General features: G+C 72.1%; 17 protein-coding genes. 6 read left to right on the plus strand and 11 right to left on the minus strand.

Annotation, left to right across the window (positions count from 1 at the left end; all coding sequences use genetic code 11):
• Positions 1–18 precede the first annotated feature (18 nt).
• Positions 19–480 carry a VOC family protein gene (locus IE200_RS10985; RefSeq protein WP_191279524.1) on the plus strand — a complete coding sequence of 154 codons (462 nt, stop codon included), beginning with the start codon at positions 19–21 and terminating at the stop codon, positions 478–480.
• 13 nt (positions 481–493) lie between these two features.
• On the opposite strand, the gene IE200_RS10990 is transcribed toward IE200_RS10985, so the two are convergent.
• Both IE200_RS10990 and IE200_RS20745 read right to left on the minus strand, forming a co-directional pair.
• On the minus strand, positions 494–2,287 hold the full coding sequence (locus IE200_RS10990; protein ID WP_191279525.1) for a 3-hydroxyacyl-CoA dehydrogenase family protein: 1,794 nt from the start codon (positions 2,285–2,287) through the stop codon (positions 494–496).
• Between the two features lie 46 nt (positions 2,288–2,333).
• Complete coding sequence (locus IE200_RS20745) at positions 2,334–3,308, minus strand: MOSC domain-containing protein (protein WP_229856398.1); 975 nt, start codon at positions 3,306–3,308, stop codon at positions 2,334–2,336.
• Between the two features lie 24 nt (positions 3,309–3,332).
• Between IE200_RS20745 and nucS the strand changes: the two genes are divergently transcribed.
• Entirely contained in the window at positions 3,333–4,019 is a 687-nt protein-coding gene (gene nucS, locus IE200_RS11000) for an endonuclease NucS (protein ID WP_191279526.1), read from the plus strand.
• Entirely contained in the window at positions 4,019–4,459 is a 441-nt protein-coding gene (locus IE200_RS11005; RefSeq protein WP_191279527.1) for a DUF952 domain-containing protein, read from the plus strand. Before nucS ends, IE200_RS11005 begins: the two co-directional genes overlap by 1 nt.
• Before the next feature lie 2 nt (positions 4,460–4,461).
• Here the strand turns inward: IE200_RS11005 and IE200_RS11010 are convergent, their stop codons facing one another.
• From IE200_RS11010 to IE200_RS11035, 6 genes are all read right to left on the minus strand, one after another.
• The gene (locus tag IE200_RS11010; RefSeq protein WP_229856399.1) at positions 4,462–4,692 is read right to left on the minus strand and encodes a hypothetical protein; all 231 of its coding nucleotides are present in this window, start codon (positions 4,690–4,692) and stop codon (positions 4,462–4,464) included.
• Between the two features lie 66 nt (positions 4,693–4,758).
• Complete coding sequence (locus IE200_RS11015; RefSeq protein WP_191279528.1) at positions 4,759–5,370, minus strand: histidine phosphatase family protein; 612 nt, start codon at positions 5,368–5,370, stop codon at positions 4,759–4,761.
• Positions 5,363–6,280, minus strand: a complete 918-nt coding sequence (locus IE200_RS11020) for an FAD-dependent oxidoreductase (RefSeq protein ID WP_191279529.1) — start codon at positions 6,278–6,280, stop codon at positions 5,363–5,365. The genes IE200_RS11015 and IE200_RS11020 overlap by 8 nt, the downstream gene beginning before the upstream one ends.
• A 39-nt stretch (positions 6,281–6,319) precedes the next feature.
• On the minus strand, positions 6,320–7,240 hold the full coding sequence (locus tag IE200_RS11025; RefSeq protein ID WP_191279530.1) for a WXG100 family type VII secretion target: 921 nt from the start codon (positions 7,238–7,240) through the stop codon (positions 6,320–6,322).
• A complete protein-coding gene (locus tag IE200_RS11030) occupies positions 7,237–7,557 on the minus strand; it encodes a hypothetical protein (RefSeq protein ID WP_191279531.1) in 321 nt (106 codons plus the stop codon). Before IE200_RS11030 ends, IE200_RS11025 begins: the two co-directional genes overlap by 4 nt.
• Positions 7,554–7,940, minus strand: coding sequence for a YbaB/EbfC family nucleoid-associated protein (locus IE200_RS11035; RefSeq protein ID WP_191279532.1), 387 nt, complete (start codon positions 7,938–7,940; stop codon positions 7,554–7,556). The genes IE200_RS11030 and IE200_RS11035 overlap by 4 nt, the downstream gene beginning before the upstream one ends.
• 72 nt (positions 7,941–8,012) lie before the next feature.
• On the opposite strand from IE200_RS11035, the gene IE200_RS11040 reads away from it, so the two are divergent.
• Complete coding sequence (locus IE200_RS11040) at positions 8,013–8,249, plus strand: hypothetical protein (RefSeq protein WP_191279533.1); 237 nt, start codon at positions 8,013–8,015, stop codon at positions 8,247–8,249.
• A 47-nt stretch (positions 8,250–8,296) separates the two neighbouring features.
• On the opposite strand, the gene IE200_RS11045 is transcribed toward IE200_RS11040, so the two are convergent.
• Together IE200_RS11045 and IE200_RS11050 are read right to left on the minus strand one after the other, a co-directional pair.
• Positions 8,297–10,309, minus strand: coding sequence for a protein meaA (locus tag IE200_RS11045; protein WP_191279534.1), 2,013 nt, complete (start codon positions 10,307–10,309; stop codon positions 8,297–8,299).
• 68 nt (positions 10,310–10,377) lie between these two features.
• A complete protein-coding gene (locus tag IE200_RS11050; protein WP_191279535.1) occupies positions 10,378–10,686 on the minus strand; it encodes an STAS domain-containing protein in 309 nt (102 codons plus the stop codon).
• A 169-nt stretch (positions 10,687–10,855) separates the two neighbouring features.
• Here IE200_RS11050 and IE200_RS11055 point away from each other — a divergent pair, with 169 nt between their 5' ends.
• Positions 10,856–11,440, plus strand: a complete 585-nt coding sequence (locus IE200_RS11055) for a cob(I)yrinic acid a,c-diamide adenosyltransferase (protein WP_191279536.1) — start codon at positions 10,856–10,858, stop codon at positions 11,438–11,440.
• 9 nt (positions 11,441–11,449) lie between these two features.
• On the opposite strand, the gene IE200_RS11060 is transcribed toward IE200_RS11055, so the two are convergent.
• Positions 11,450–12,622, minus strand: coding sequence for an MFS transporter (locus IE200_RS11060; RefSeq protein ID WP_191279537.1), 1,173 nt, complete (start codon positions 12,620–12,622; stop codon positions 11,450–11,452).
• Positions 12,623–12,691: 69 nt separating this feature from the next.
• Between IE200_RS11060 and IE200_RS11065 the strand changes: the two genes are divergently transcribed.
• Positions 12,692–13,669, plus strand: coding sequence for a LacI family DNA-binding transcriptional regulator (locus tag IE200_RS11065; RefSeq protein WP_229856403.1), 978 nt, complete (start codon positions 12,692–12,694; stop codon positions 13,667–13,669).
• The last annotated feature ends 12 nt before the right edge of the window (positions 13,670–13,681 follow it).

Below are 13,681 nucleotides of genomic sequence, written 5' to 3' on the forward strand. Positions count from 1 at the left end.
CTGCGTCACCATGGGCGGATGAGCCGGACGATCCAGGTGACCTTCGACGCCCACGACCCCGAGGCCCTCTCGCGCTTCTGGGCCGACGCGATGGCGTACGTCATCCCACCGCCTCCAGGACGCGAGCTCGCTCCGGGGCAGGACCCGTTCGAGGCGTGGCACGCCTTCCTCGCCGAGGTCGGCGTGCCGGAGTCGGAGTGGGGCTCCGCGGCCGCCGCCCAGGACCCGGTCGGCGCCGGCCCGCGGCTGTTCTTCCAGCGCGTGCCCGAGGCCAAGTCCACCAAGAACCGGGTCCACCTCGACCTGCGTGCCGCGCCGGGGCTCGTGGGCGAGGAGCGGATGGCCGCCCTCGAGGCCGAGTGCGAGCGACTCGTCGCCCTCGGCGCCACGCGGGTGGAGCGGCACGAGCCGGCCCCGCCCATGAACGCCGGTCACATCGTGATGACCGACCCCGAGGGCAACGAGTTCTGCTTGGACTGAGGGGACCGTCGCCTCAGCGGGCGCTGTAGTCGCGGAAGCCGCGACCGGTCTTGCGGCCGAGGTAGCCCGCGGTCACGAGGTGCTCCAGCAGCGGGGCGGGGGCGAACCCGGGCTCGCGGAACTCGAGGTAGAGCTCGCGCTGGATGGCCAGGGACACGTCGTTGCCGACCACGTCGAGCAGCTCGAAGGGACCCATCGGCAGGGCGCAGCCCTGCTTCATCGCGGTGTCGATGTCGTCGGCGGTCGCGTAGTGCGCCTCGAGCATCTTGACCGCGTCGTTGAGGTAGGGGAACAGCAGCGCGTTGACGATGAAGCCGGAGCGGTCACCGCACTTGACGGCCACCTTGCCGACCTCGTCGCACAGCGCCAGCACCGTCTCGGTGACGGCCTCGTCGGTCGCGACCGTGGAGACCACCTCGACCAGCTTCATGATCGCGGCCGGGTTGAAGAAGTGCATGCCGATGACGTCCTGCGGACGCTTGGTCACCTTGGCCATCGAGATGATCGGCAGGGACGAGGTGGTGGTGGCGAGGATGGCGCCGGGCTTGCAGATCTCGTCGAGGTTCTCGAACAGCGTCGTCTTGATCGCCAGGTCCTCCGCGATCGCCTCGACGACGATGTCGACGTCCTTGAGGTCGTCGAGCGAGGTGGTGCCGCGCACCCGGCCCAGCACCTCGGACTTCTGCTCCTCGGTGGCGCGACCGCGCTGGATCTGCTTGTCGAAGTTCTTCGTGATGGTGGCGACCACGCCGTCGACCTTGTCCTGGCCGCGGCCGGTGAACAGCACGTCGTAGCCCGCCTTGGCGAAGACCTCGACGATGCCCGAGGCCATCGTGCCGGTGCCGACGACACCGACCAGCTTGATGTCGTGGCGCAGCCGGGGCTTGTCGTCCGCGCTCGGGGTCTGGGCGTCGGCGACGACGACGGGGCTGTCGGGCGCCTCGTAGGTGTAGAACCCACGGCCCGACTTGCGACCGAGCAGGCCGGCCGTGACGTACTGCTTGAGGATCGGCGCCGGCGCGTGCAGGCGGTCGCGACCCTGCTTGTACATCGTGTCGAGGATCTCGTAGGCGGTGTCGAGACCGATGAGGTCGAGCAGCGCGAGCGGGCCCATGGGGTAGCCGCAACCGAAGCGCATCGCGGCGTCGATGTCCTCGCGCGAGGCGTACTTGCCCTCGTACATCGCCACCGCGTGGTTGAGGTAGCCGAAGAGCAGGGTGTTGGCGATGAAGCCGGCCTTGTCACCGCACACGACCGGGTTCTTGCCGAGGCTGCGCAGCAGCTCCTGCACGTCGGCGAGCACGTCGGGCTCGGTCACGACGGTGCGGATGATCTCGACGAGGTTCTGCACGGGCGCCGGGTTGAAGAAGTGGACGCCGACGACGCGACCGGGCTTGGCGTTGGCCGTGGAGATCTCGGTGACGCTCAGCGACGACGTGTTCGTGGCCAGCACCGCGTCGGGGCGCACGATGTCGTCCAGCGCGCGGAAGATCGATTTCTTGACCTCGAGCGACTCCACGACGGCCTCGACGACGAGGTCGGCGCCGGCGAGGTCCTGCATGTCGGTGGTGAGCGTGATGCGGCCGAGCAGCTCGTCGGCCTGCTCCCGGGTCATCTTCTCGCGCTTGACCGCACGGCCGGTCGAGTGCTCGAGGTGCTGGCGCCCGCGCTCGAGGCCCACGTCGTTCTGCTCGACGCCGATGACGGCGAACCCGTTGCGGGCGAAGACCTCGGCGATGCCGGCGCCCATGGTGCCGAGCCCGATCACGCCGACGGTGGTGAACTCACGAGTAGCCGTCTCAGTCATGGACGCATGCTCCCATGCCGTCCGCTCGTCACGGATGTGGGAAGCGTCACTCCGGCCGGGCGGCCCCCGGCCGTACGACGCGCACCTCGTCGCCCGGTCGGACCGGGCCCGGGCGCACCACCCTGGCGCACAGCCCGCGCAGCCTGCGTGGCTTGCCCTCGGGGCCGTTGACGAAGGCCATCGCGTCCTTGCCGAACCGGGCGATGAACTTGCCGCACCCGCTGTGGGGCTGGTCGGTCACCACGATCACCGCCCCGTCGGGCCCGCCGATGTGCAGCTCGCTCCACTCGGGCAGGTGCTCGTGGGACAGGTCGAGGTCGACGAACATCTGGTCGCCGGCGAGCCGCTCGCGCGCCGGGTCCTGCGCAAGGAACTCGACGAGGCGGTGGTTCATCAGGTTGAGCTGCATGTCGGGGTGCGCCGAGCCGTCGGGCGTACGCCGGCTCCCCCGCTGCGACCAGGTGTCCCCGACCAGGCCCTCGTCGACGTCGAGGTGCCCCACCTCGAGCACCTCGCGCTCGCCGGGCGCGGGACGGCGTACGACCGCACGGAGCGTGCCGACCTCGCGGGGGGACGCGTCCAGCACGGGCAGCAGCGTCGTGAGCTCGTCCGCGCTGCGGTGCGAGCGCAGCACCCGCCGCACCAGCACCCGGCCGGTCTCGTCGCGCCGGGATGCCAGCGGGCCGGGCAGCGGCTCGTCCGCGGGGACCTCGGCGAAGCCCAGGCCGGCCAGGGCCGCGGCCTCCGGACCCGCGTAGGGATGGGCGGTCAGCTGCCCGTGGCCGCGCACGGACAGGCGCTCGCACACGGCCTCCACCAGCTCGCGACGGGTGCCGCCGTGCAGGTCCACACCGACGACGAGGTCCGCGAGGTGGGCGTGCCCGTCGAGGAGGTCCACCCGTGCGTGGCCCACCGGCGGGTCGCCCGCGACCATCACGAAGCCGGGCCTGCCGGGGTGCTCGGCAACGCCGAGGTGCGCGAGGTCTCGCTGGCGCGCGGGGCGTACTGCGTGATCGGTCACGCGCTCACTGTAGATTCGCCCGTCGTGAGGATCGTCGTCGCACGCTGCCAGGTGGACTACGCCGGACGGCTCTCGGCCCACCTGCCGCTCGCCACCCGCGTCCTGATGCTCAAGTCGGACGGGTCGGTGCTGATCCACTCCGACGGCGGGTCCTACAAGCCGCTCAACTGGATGTCGCCGCCGTGCACCGTGCGCGAGGGGCTCTCCGAGGACGGCCAGGCGGAGTGGCTGGTGACCGCGACGAAGTCCGACGACACGCTGCGCATCCTCATCGAGGAGGTGCTGCACGACTCCTCCCACGACCTCGGTGTCGACCCGGGACTGCAGAAGGACGGCGTCGAGAAGCACCTCCAGGAGCTCCTCGCCGAGCACCCCGCCACCCTCGCCGACGGGCTCACCCTCGTGCGCCGCGAGTTCATGACCGCCATCGGGCCGGTCGACCTGATGTGCCGCGACGCCGACGGGCTGTCGGTCGCCGTGGAGATCAAGCGGCGCGGCGAGATCGACGGCGTCGAGCAGCTCACGCGCTACCTCGAGCTGCTCAACCGCGACCCGCTCCTCACCAGCAGGGGACCGGTCCGCGGCATCTACGCCGCCCAGGAGATCAAGCCCCAGGCCCGGGTGCTCGCGACCGACCGCGGGATCACCTGCGCGCTCGTCGACTACGACGCGCTGCGCGGGATGGACGACGCGGAGCACCGCCTCTTCTGATGGTGCCCGAGCGCATCTTCCACATCGCCACTGCCGCCGACTGGCGTGCGGCGCTGGAGACGGGCACCTACACCACCTCGACGGTCGGCCGGACCCTCGCGCAGGAGGGGTTCATCCACGCGAGCCGGCGCGACCAGGTGCAGGGTGTGTTCGACCGCTACTACCGCGGGCTCGGCGAGGACCTGGTGCTGCTGACCATCGATCCGGCGCGGCTGGAGTCGGAGGTGCGTGTCGAGCCGGTCGGCGACGACACCTACCCGCACGTCCACGGACCGATCAACCGCAGCGCGGTCGTCGACGTCACTCCCCTGAACCGCAAAGGGGGCGCCGAGACGCTGATGTCGCTGTGGATGAAGGGCATGGCCGTACGCATGGGGGCGGCGGTCCTCGTCATGCTGCTCGTCGCCGCCGTCGTCCTCGCCGCTCAGCGCCTGGCGTGAGGCTACGCCGCCTTCTTCGAGCCCTTCTTGCCGACCTTCGCCGGCTTGCCACCCGCGACGTCGACCTTCACCAGCCGCCGCTTCTTCACCGTGTAGCCCGGGGGCAGCGTGCCCTCCTTGAGCATCCGCAGCGGGCAGCGGCCGCACTTCTTGGTGGACACGCAGCACTTCTTCTTCGGCAGCTTGGCGACCTTGGCCTTGCCTGCCTTCTTCGAAGCGCTCTTGGAACCCACGCCCCGCACCCTACAGGACGGTTAGGCAAGCCTTACCTAGCATCTCGCCCAGTGTCGACCCAGCACTCAGCCGAGCCGGTCCCCCGCCCAGGATCGAGCCACCCAACCGTCCGCGTCGACCTCGAGCGCGACGACGTCGCAGTTCGCCAGCGGCCGGTCCCACCCGTGTCCGGGCGCCAGGTTGGGCGCCAGCGCGGGGGCGGAGAGGCAGATCGCGCCGCCGTGGCTGATCACGAGGACCGCCTCCCCCCGGTGCGTGTCGGCGATCTCCGCCAGGACCCCGGCGACCCGCTCGATCACCTCCGCGCCGCTCTCGGCACCGGGGATGCGGGTGTCGAGGTCGCCGGAGAGCCAGGCCCCGAAGGTGTCGCGGAACGGGTCGGAGTCGTACGTCCCGCCGGCGTGGTCGCCGACGCCGAACTCACGGAGCCCCTCACGGACGACGACGTCGACCCCGAGCACCCCGGCGGCGAGCTCGGCTGTCTGGACCGCGCGCGCCATGGAGCTGCTCCACACGGCCGCGATGCGCTCGGACGCGAGGCGCTCGCCCAGCTCGCGCGACTGCTGCCGGCCCAGCGGGCTGAGCCAGCCGCCGGAGTCGCTCAGCAGCTCGGACTCGTAGAGGGCCTCGCCGTGGCGGGCCACGAAGACCCGCGCGGCGCACTGGAGGTCAGTCACGGGCCAACTCCACCACGTCGTCGGCGCACCCCCACGAGAGGGTGACCCCCGCGCCCCCGTGGCCGTAGCAGTGGACCACGTCGCGGACCCGCTCGACCCGGACCTCCGGGCGCGCCGGCCGGAGCCCGACCTTGTGGCGCAGCACTCGGGCGCCCTCCAGCTGGGGCACGAGCGCGGTCGCCCGGTGCAGGATCGCCGCGGCGACCTCGGGGTCCGGCGTACGGCTCCACTCCCCCTCGACGTCGGTCCCGCCGACGACGACCTCGTGGGTCCGCGGGACCACGTAGGTGAGCCCCGCCCCGTCGAGCGTCCAGCGATCGAGGCCCACCTGCTCGAGGACCATCACCTGTCCCCGGACGGGGTGCACGCCCGGGTCCGCCCCGAAGTGCCGGGCGCCGAGGCCGGTGGCGTTGACGACGAGGCTCCCGTCACCCGGGAGCGCGGAGAGGTTCATCCGGGTCAGGGTTCCGCCGAGGTCGTCGACGCGGGCGGTGAGCCACCGGAGGTGGACCGGCATGTCGACGACCGGCGCGACGAACGTCCAGCCGTCGGCGTACCCGGGCGGCAGCGCCGTCTCCCGGTCCAGCGCCGGCACCGCGCTGCGCCACCAGGGGTCGGGCTGGTGCTCGCGCAGCAGCTCGGTGCCGGTGAGCATCCGTACGCCGGTGCGCTCGTCGGCGGCCAGGTCCTCGAAGACCTCGTAGGACCTCGCGGCCCACGCGGTCACCCGGTCCTGCGGCAGCGCGCGGTAGGGGTACCAGAGCGCGGCGGCGACGGCAGACGTGGTCTCCAACGGCAGGTCCCGCGCGACGACGTCCACGCGGTGGCCGGCCTCGAGCAGGCGTACGGCACACGTCAGGCCCACGACGCCGGCGCCGACCACCAGTACGCGTCGAGCAGAGGAGGACATGGGCCGAGTGTGCCAGTGGGCCGGGGTCGCAGGCGGCGGCTACTCGCCCGGCGCCGCCGGCACCCTGTCGCGCAACCGGTCGATGGCGTCGTCGACCGGCCCCGGAGGCGGGAGGTGGTCGGTCACCGGACGGATGGGGTCGTCGAACAGGTCCCGCAGGGGCGTCCGGGGACCCTGGTCGTCGCGGCGCTGGTCGTCGACCTCGTCGGCCGCGATGTCGGAGAAGCCGTCGATGATCGACTGCGCGGACTCCGAGATCGGCGCACCGGTCAGGCCGGTGACCCCCCTGACCACGGGCTTGATGAGCATGCCCTTGACCAGGATGGTCTTGACGAGGATGCCTTCGCGACTCAGGGTCTTCATCGCCTTGATCGCCTTGAGCGCGTCGGCGACGGCCTTCAGCAGCTTGGCGAGCTTGGCCAGCGCGGACGCGACGCGAGACCCGGCGACGGCCGCCTGCGCTGCCGCGGCTGCTCCGCCCGCGGCGGCGCTCGCCCCGAAGGTCACCACGGTCAGCGCCGCCGAGACGACCAGCGTGATCAGGGCCCACTCGATCAGCTCGCGGATGATGGTCTCGACGAGGTCCTCGGCCATCTTCACCTCGAGGGAGGCGTCGAGGAGGTACTCGGCCGTCTCGTCCATCTCCGCGGCGACCGCGTCGATCTGCCGCGCGAACTCGCGCGTCAGCTGCTCGAAGGCGTCGCTGGCCTGACCGGTCCACCCGGCGGCGGTGCGGAAGGCCTCGTTGAGCTCGGAGTCGCTGAGCGCCCGGGTCCGGCGGGCCATGTCGCGCCAGCGCTCCGCGGTGGCGCTCACCTCTGCTGAGTCCCCGGTGACCCAGTCGAACTGGTCGGCCAGGGGTGAGACCAGCGGCCGCATGATGGCGTCGATCGCGCCCTCCAGCGGTGCCATCCACCCGTTGATCCGCTGCCAGACGTCGACCGCTCCGCTCGCGCTCACGACTCTCCTCGCATCCGGTCGAAGGCCTCGGTCAGGAGCGCCTCCACGTTGCTGAAGTCCTCGACGGTGTCCTTGAGCGCCGAGGCCAGGATCTCCATGCACTCCGCCACGACGTCGAGCGCGTCGGCCGCTCCAGCGGCACGCTGCTCGGACACGGAGCGGATCTCGTCGCTCTCGGGCAGCTTGCCGAGCGCGCCGTCGGGCAGGAGGATCCCCCCGGCCTCGCTCGACATGTCCGAGGCCCGCTCAGCCAGCTCGAGCTGGGCGTCGGCGCCTGCGAGCAGCTCCTCGAAGACGAGCTCGATGCCCGCGCTCACCGGCCCTGCTCCCTCAGCGCACGCAGGTTGGCGAGCTCGTCGTCGACCGAGCGCATCGTGCTGTCAGGGATCCGTCCCTCGGACAGCGCCGCGAGCTGCTCCTCCGGCACCAGGCCGCCGACGATGCGCCGCATGTCGTCGGCCACCGAGACCTGCGCCTCGCGCACGGTCCGGAGGATCTCGGCGGCGATCTGGTCGGCACCGAGGGCGCGGACGCTCTCGGTGAGATGCAGGTCGAGGAGGGCGCCGGCGGGGTTGACCTCCACCCGCACGTTGCCTGAGCGGTTCTGCGCCCGCCCGCGCAACGTCTGCAGCTCGGACTGCATGGCCGCGACAGCCTCGAGCCGCGCCTCGGCGTCCCTCGTGATGCTCTCGATGTCCATCGTTCTCCTTCTCGTCGCGGGACACCATGCCCGGGTCGCCCGGAGGGCAAACCGGATCGTAGGGTTCGTCCCGTGAGAGTTCTCGGGATCTTCGACAGTGCCTGGACCCTGGTGTTCCTCGCCGTCACCGGCGCCGTGCTGGGCCTCGTCGTCAAGGCGGCGACCTCCGCCGACGCCGGCTGGGGCGTGGCGGCAGGGCTGGGTGCGCTCGGTGGCGTCGTCGTGCACTACGTCGGCACCGGCCTGCTCTGGATCTACGGCCTCACCACGGCGGCCGGCGCGGCCAGGCGGGCCGCCCGGCGCGGCTGAGCGCGAGCGCGGCTGAGCGCGACTCGGCGCGGCCCGCTGGCGAGGCGTCAGTCGAGCCCGTTGGCGCGGCGGATCACGTCCACGATCCCGTCCATGATCTCGGTCAGCCCGTAGTCCTTGGGCGTGTAGACGGCCGCCACGCCGAGCTCGCGCAGGCGGCGCCCGTCGGAGTCGGGGATGATCCCGCCGACGATCACCGGGACGTCGCTCAGGCCCGCCTCGTGCAGCCCGTCGAGCACGTCGGGCACCAGCTCCATGTGCGAGCCGGAGAGGATCGACAGGCCGATGCAGTGCACGTCCTCGGCCACGGCGGCGGCCACGATCTGCTGCGGCGTCAGGCGGATCCCCTGGTAGATCACCTCGAAGCCGGCGTCGCGGGCGCGCACCGCGACCTGCTCGGCGCCGTTGGAGTGCCCGTCGAGCCCCGGCTTGCCGACGAGCAGGCGCAGGCGGCCGCCGAGCTCCTCCCCGGTGGCCCGCACCCGCTCGCGCACGGCGAGCAGGTCGGCGCCGGCCTCAGCGACGGCTGCGCCGGCCACACCGGTCGGCCCGCGGTACTCACCGAACACGTCGCGCAGGGTGGCTGCCCACTCCCCCGTCGTCGCCCCTGCCCGTACGGCTGCCAGGGTCGGCGCCATGAGGTTGGCGTCGGTGCGCGCGGCGGCAGCGAGCGCCTCGAGCGCCGCGGTGACCTCGGCCTCGTCGCGCTGGGCCTTCCACGCCTCCACGCTGGCGCGGGCGGTCTTCTCGGCCTCCGGGTCGGCGGCCATGATGGCGCCGTCGAGGTCGGCGGTGAGCGGCGACGGCTCGGTCGACTCGAACCGGTTGACGCCGACGATGACCTCCTCGCCCGACTCGATGCGCGCGCGCCGGGCGGCGTGCGAGGAGACCAGCTCGGACTTCATGTAGTCGACGGCGGCGATCGCGCCGCCCATCTCCTGCACCCGCTCGATCTCGGCCTTCGCACCCTCCACGAGCTCGGCGACCTTGGCGGCGACGACGTGCGAGCCGTCGAAGATGTCGTCGTACTCCAGCAGGTCGGACTCGAAGGCGAGCACCTGCTGCAGGCGCAGCGACCACTGCTGGTCCCACGGGCGGGGCAGGCCGAGCGCCTCGTTCCACGCGGGCAGCTGGAGCGCACGGGCACGGGCGTTCTTCGACAGGGTCACGCCGAGCATCTCCAGCACGATGCGCTGGACGTTGTTCTCCGGCTGCGCCTCGGTCAGGCCGAGGGAGTTGACCTGCACGCCGTAGCGGAAGCGGCGCATCTTGGGGTCCTGGACGCCGTAGCGCTCGCGCGTGATCTCGTCCCACAGCTGGACGAAGGCCCGCATCTTGCAGGTCTCCTCCACGAAGCGGACACCGGCGTTGACGAAGAACGAGATCCGGCCGACGACCTTCTCGAAGTCGTCGTCGGAGACCTGGCCGGAGGCCTTGACCTCGTCGAGGACCGCGATCGCGGTGCTCAGCGCGTAGGCGAGCTCCTGCACGGGCGTGGCGCCGGCCTCCTGCAGGTGGTAGCTGCAGATGTTGATCGGGTTCCACTTGGGCACCTGGTGGACGGTGTAGGCGATCATGTCCGCGATCAGCCGCATCGAGGCCTCGGGCGGGAAGGCGTACGTCCCGCGGGACAGGTACTCCTTGATGATGTCGTTCTGGGTGGTGCCGGCCAGCTGGGCGGCGACCTCCTCGGGCGTGAGGTCGGGGTTCTGCTCCTCGGCGACCACCTGGTACATCGCGAGCATCCACATCGCGACGGCGTTGATCGTCATGGAGGTGTTCATCCCGGTCAGCGGGATCTCGGCGAAGAGCTTGCGCATCTCGCCGAGGTGCGGGACGGGCACCCCGACCTTGCCGACCTCGCCCCGGCTCAGCGGGCTGTCCGGGTCGTAGCCGGTCTGGGTGGGCAGGTCGAACGCGACGCTCAGGCCGGTCTGCCCCTTGGCCAGGTTGGTGCGGTAGAGCGCGTTGGACGCCTCGGCCGTGGAGTGGCCGGCGTAGGTGCGCATGACCCAGGGCCGGTCCTTCGCGGGGCGGTCCGTGTGACCAGAGTCCGTCATAGCCGACAGGGTAGGGCGACGGTTACCCGGGAGTCACCGGGCTGGGGGTGTGACGGATGCCTCAGGCCTCAGGCGGTCGCGGCGGCCCGCTCGACCTCGAGGGCGTGCGCGAGCCGGGTGAGGTGGGCCATCCGGCGCACGGCCGGCCCGGGGTTGCGCACGGTCAGGTGGTGCCCCGAGAGCCACGCGTGCCGGGTGGCGACGGCGAGCAGGCGCAGCGCGGTGGCGTCGATGGTCGACACGTCGGTCATGTCGATGACCACGTCGTCGTCGAAGGTCTCGATGCACTCGTAGATGGCGTTGCGCACCTCCCACGTGCTGCGCACGTCGAAGGCGCCGTGCAGGACGAGCGTGTGACCGTCGTAGACGATGTCCATCCGGTGCTCCTGACCGGCGTCGTCCCCCGACGCCCCCTGTGACTGCTGTCACTCCTACTGACGTAGTTGTACCCCTCCCGGTTGCATCCATGCCTCACCTTTTCCGGCGAGTCACGTGCGCATCGCCTCGCCGGCCGGCCGGTGAGGCGACGCCAGTAGGCTCCGGCACATGGTCAACCTGACGCGCATCTACACCCGCACCGGCGACGCGGGACGCACCCGGCTCGGCGACATGAGCGAGACCTCGAAGACCGACCTGCGCCTCGAGGCCTACGCCTGCGTCGACGAGGGCAACGCCCACATCGGGGTCGCGCTCGCCCAGGCGAGGGTCGACGAGAGCCTCACCGAGGACGTGGTGGCGGTGCTCACCCGCGTGCAGAACGACCTGTTCGACGTCGGCGCCGACTTCTCCACCCCGGTCGTCGAGGACCCGAAGTACCCGCCGCTGCGGGTGGAGCAGGACTACGTCGACCGCCTCGAGGCGTGGTGCGACCACTACAACGAGGACCTGCCGGCGCTGCGCTCGTTCATCCTCAACGGGGGCACCCTCGGTGCCGCGCACCTGCACGTCGCGCGCACCGTCGTACGCCGGGCCGAGCGCGCCGGCTGGGCCGCGTGGGCCGAGCACGAGGACTCCATGAACGTGCTCGCCATCACCTACCTCAACCGGCTCAGCGACCTGCTGTTCATCCTCGCCCGCCACGCCAACCAGGAGTTCGGCGACGTCCTCTGGGTGCCGGGCGGGGAGCGCTGAGCCCTCCGCTCAGGAGGTGACGGTCTCCCGGTCGCCCGTGCGCTGCTCGCGTGCCGCCGGGACCACGAGGGCGGCCGGCATCAGCAGGACGGCGACGACGAGCAGCGCCTTGAGCGTGCCGACCTCGTCGCCGACGAAGCCCAGGAAGGGCGGTCCGGCCAGGAACGCGGCGTACCCGATGGTGGAGACCACGCTCACCCGAGAAGCCGCCCGGACCGGGTCGTCGGCCGCTGCGCTCATCCCGACCGGGAAGCCGAGCGACGAGCCGGTCCCCCACAGCACGATGCCGACCACGACCAGCGCGGGGTGGTCGGAGAAGACGATGAGCAGCACGCCCGCACCGGCGACGGCCATCGTGCACCAGAGGACGACCACGCGCCCGAACCGGTCGATGAGGCCCGCGCCGGCGAGCCGCGCGACGGTCATCGCCAGGACGAACACGGCGAACCCGGCCACACCCGTGGCGTGGGTCGCGCCGTGCCCGTCGACCAGCGCGACGGCGAGCCAGTCGTTGGCCGTGCCCTCGGTCATGGCCAGCGCCAGCACCATCACGCCGATCAGCAGCGTGCGCGGCTCGAGCCAGGCGCGCGCGGCCGACCCGGCGGTCTCGGCGTGCCGCTCCACGACCGGCAGGAAGCTCGGGGACGACCGCCACACCACCACCACGGAGAGCAGCACGACGCCGACGAGGTGCGCCACGGCCGGCACGCCGATCTCGATGAGCAGCACGCCCGCCAGCGCCCCGACGACCGTGCCGGCGCTGAAGCCGGCGTGGAAGCGAGGCATGATCGTGCGGCGCAGGCCGCGCTCGACCTCCGCACCCTCGACGTTCATCGCGACGTCCCACACCCCGATGCCGAGGCCGTAGACGAACAGGCCGGCGACCGTGAGGGGCAGGACGTTGCCCAGACCGACCGCCGCGGCCACCATCCCGGCCGTGGCGGCGGCCGCGCCCATCCGGATGATGCGGACCGTGCCGAGGGCGTTGATGGCCGCACCGGTCGTCGGCAGCGCCAGCACCGAGCCGAGCGCGATCGCGAGGAGCACCAGCCCGAGCTGGCCGTTGGTGAGGTCGAAGCTCGACCGGACCTCGGGGATGCGCGACACCCAGCTGGCGAACACCAGCCCGTTGAGGAAGAAGGTCAGCCCGACGGCGTTGCGGGCGGCGGTGAGGGTGGGCACGGGACAGCTCCAGTCAAGGCACGGGCGAAACGTTTCGATCGAAACGTTTCGATGCTATCGTCCGACTTCGTGACCGGTCCAGTTCGCGCCCCCACGCTCGCCGACGTCGCCAGCGCGGCGGGGGTCTCGCTGTCCACGGCCTCACACGCCTTCTCCGGCACCAAGCCGGTCTCCACCGCCACCCGCGAGCGGGTCCTCGCCGCGGCGGCCTCGCTCGGGTGGACCGGCCCCAACCCGCTCGCGCGCAACCTGCGCCGCGGGCGCAGCGGCGTGGTCGGCATCGCGGTCGGGCAGCTGAGCACTGCGTTCCGCGACCCCGCCGCCCTGGCGATGCTCGACGCGGTGTCGGAGGAGCTGGACGCCGCGGGACTCGGCCTGCTGCTCATGCCCGACGACGAGCAGGTGGGGGTGCCGCTCGACGCCGTCATCTACGACATCTGCGGCAGGGAGACCTGGGGGGCGTACGACGAGCTGGTCGCGCGCGACGTGCCACTGGTGGTCGTCGAGGGCCCCGCGTGGCCGGGCGCCACGCACATCGACATCGACCACCGTACGGGGGCCGCGGCGCTGGCCCGGCACCTGCACGACCTCGGTCACCGGCGGGTCGCGACCCTCACCCTGGAGGCCTCCCACCCGCAGCGCGAGCGCGAGGCCGGGCTGCGCGAGGTCTTCACCGACGTCGACGTGATCGGCCCCAGCGCGAGCGACGTCGCGACTGCGCAGGAGGCCGTCGGACTCTGGTGGGACGCCGGCCACGCCGCCACCGCCGTGGTCTGCCAGAGCGACGTCCAGGCGGCCGGTGTCGTCGTCGAGGCACGCCGGCGAGGGCTCGACGTGCCGGGTGACGTCAGCATCGCGGGCTTCGACGGGGTGGACCTGCCGTGGCTCGACGTCGAGCTCACGACCGTCGTCCAGCCGCTGGGCGAGAAGGGACGGGCGGCCGCCCGGGCCGTCCTGGCGCGGATCGACGGCGAGCACACCGAGGACGTGGTGCTGCCGGTCCACCTGCGGGTCGGCGGGTCGACCGGTCCCGCGCCGACCCCGTGACCGCCCGGTGAC

It is taken from the genome of Nocardioides flavus (ex Wang et al. 2016) (genome assembly GCF_014653115.1).
Classification (GTDB): Bacteria; Actinomycetota; Actinomycetes; order Propionibacteriales; family Nocardioidaceae; genus Nocardioides; species Nocardioides flavus.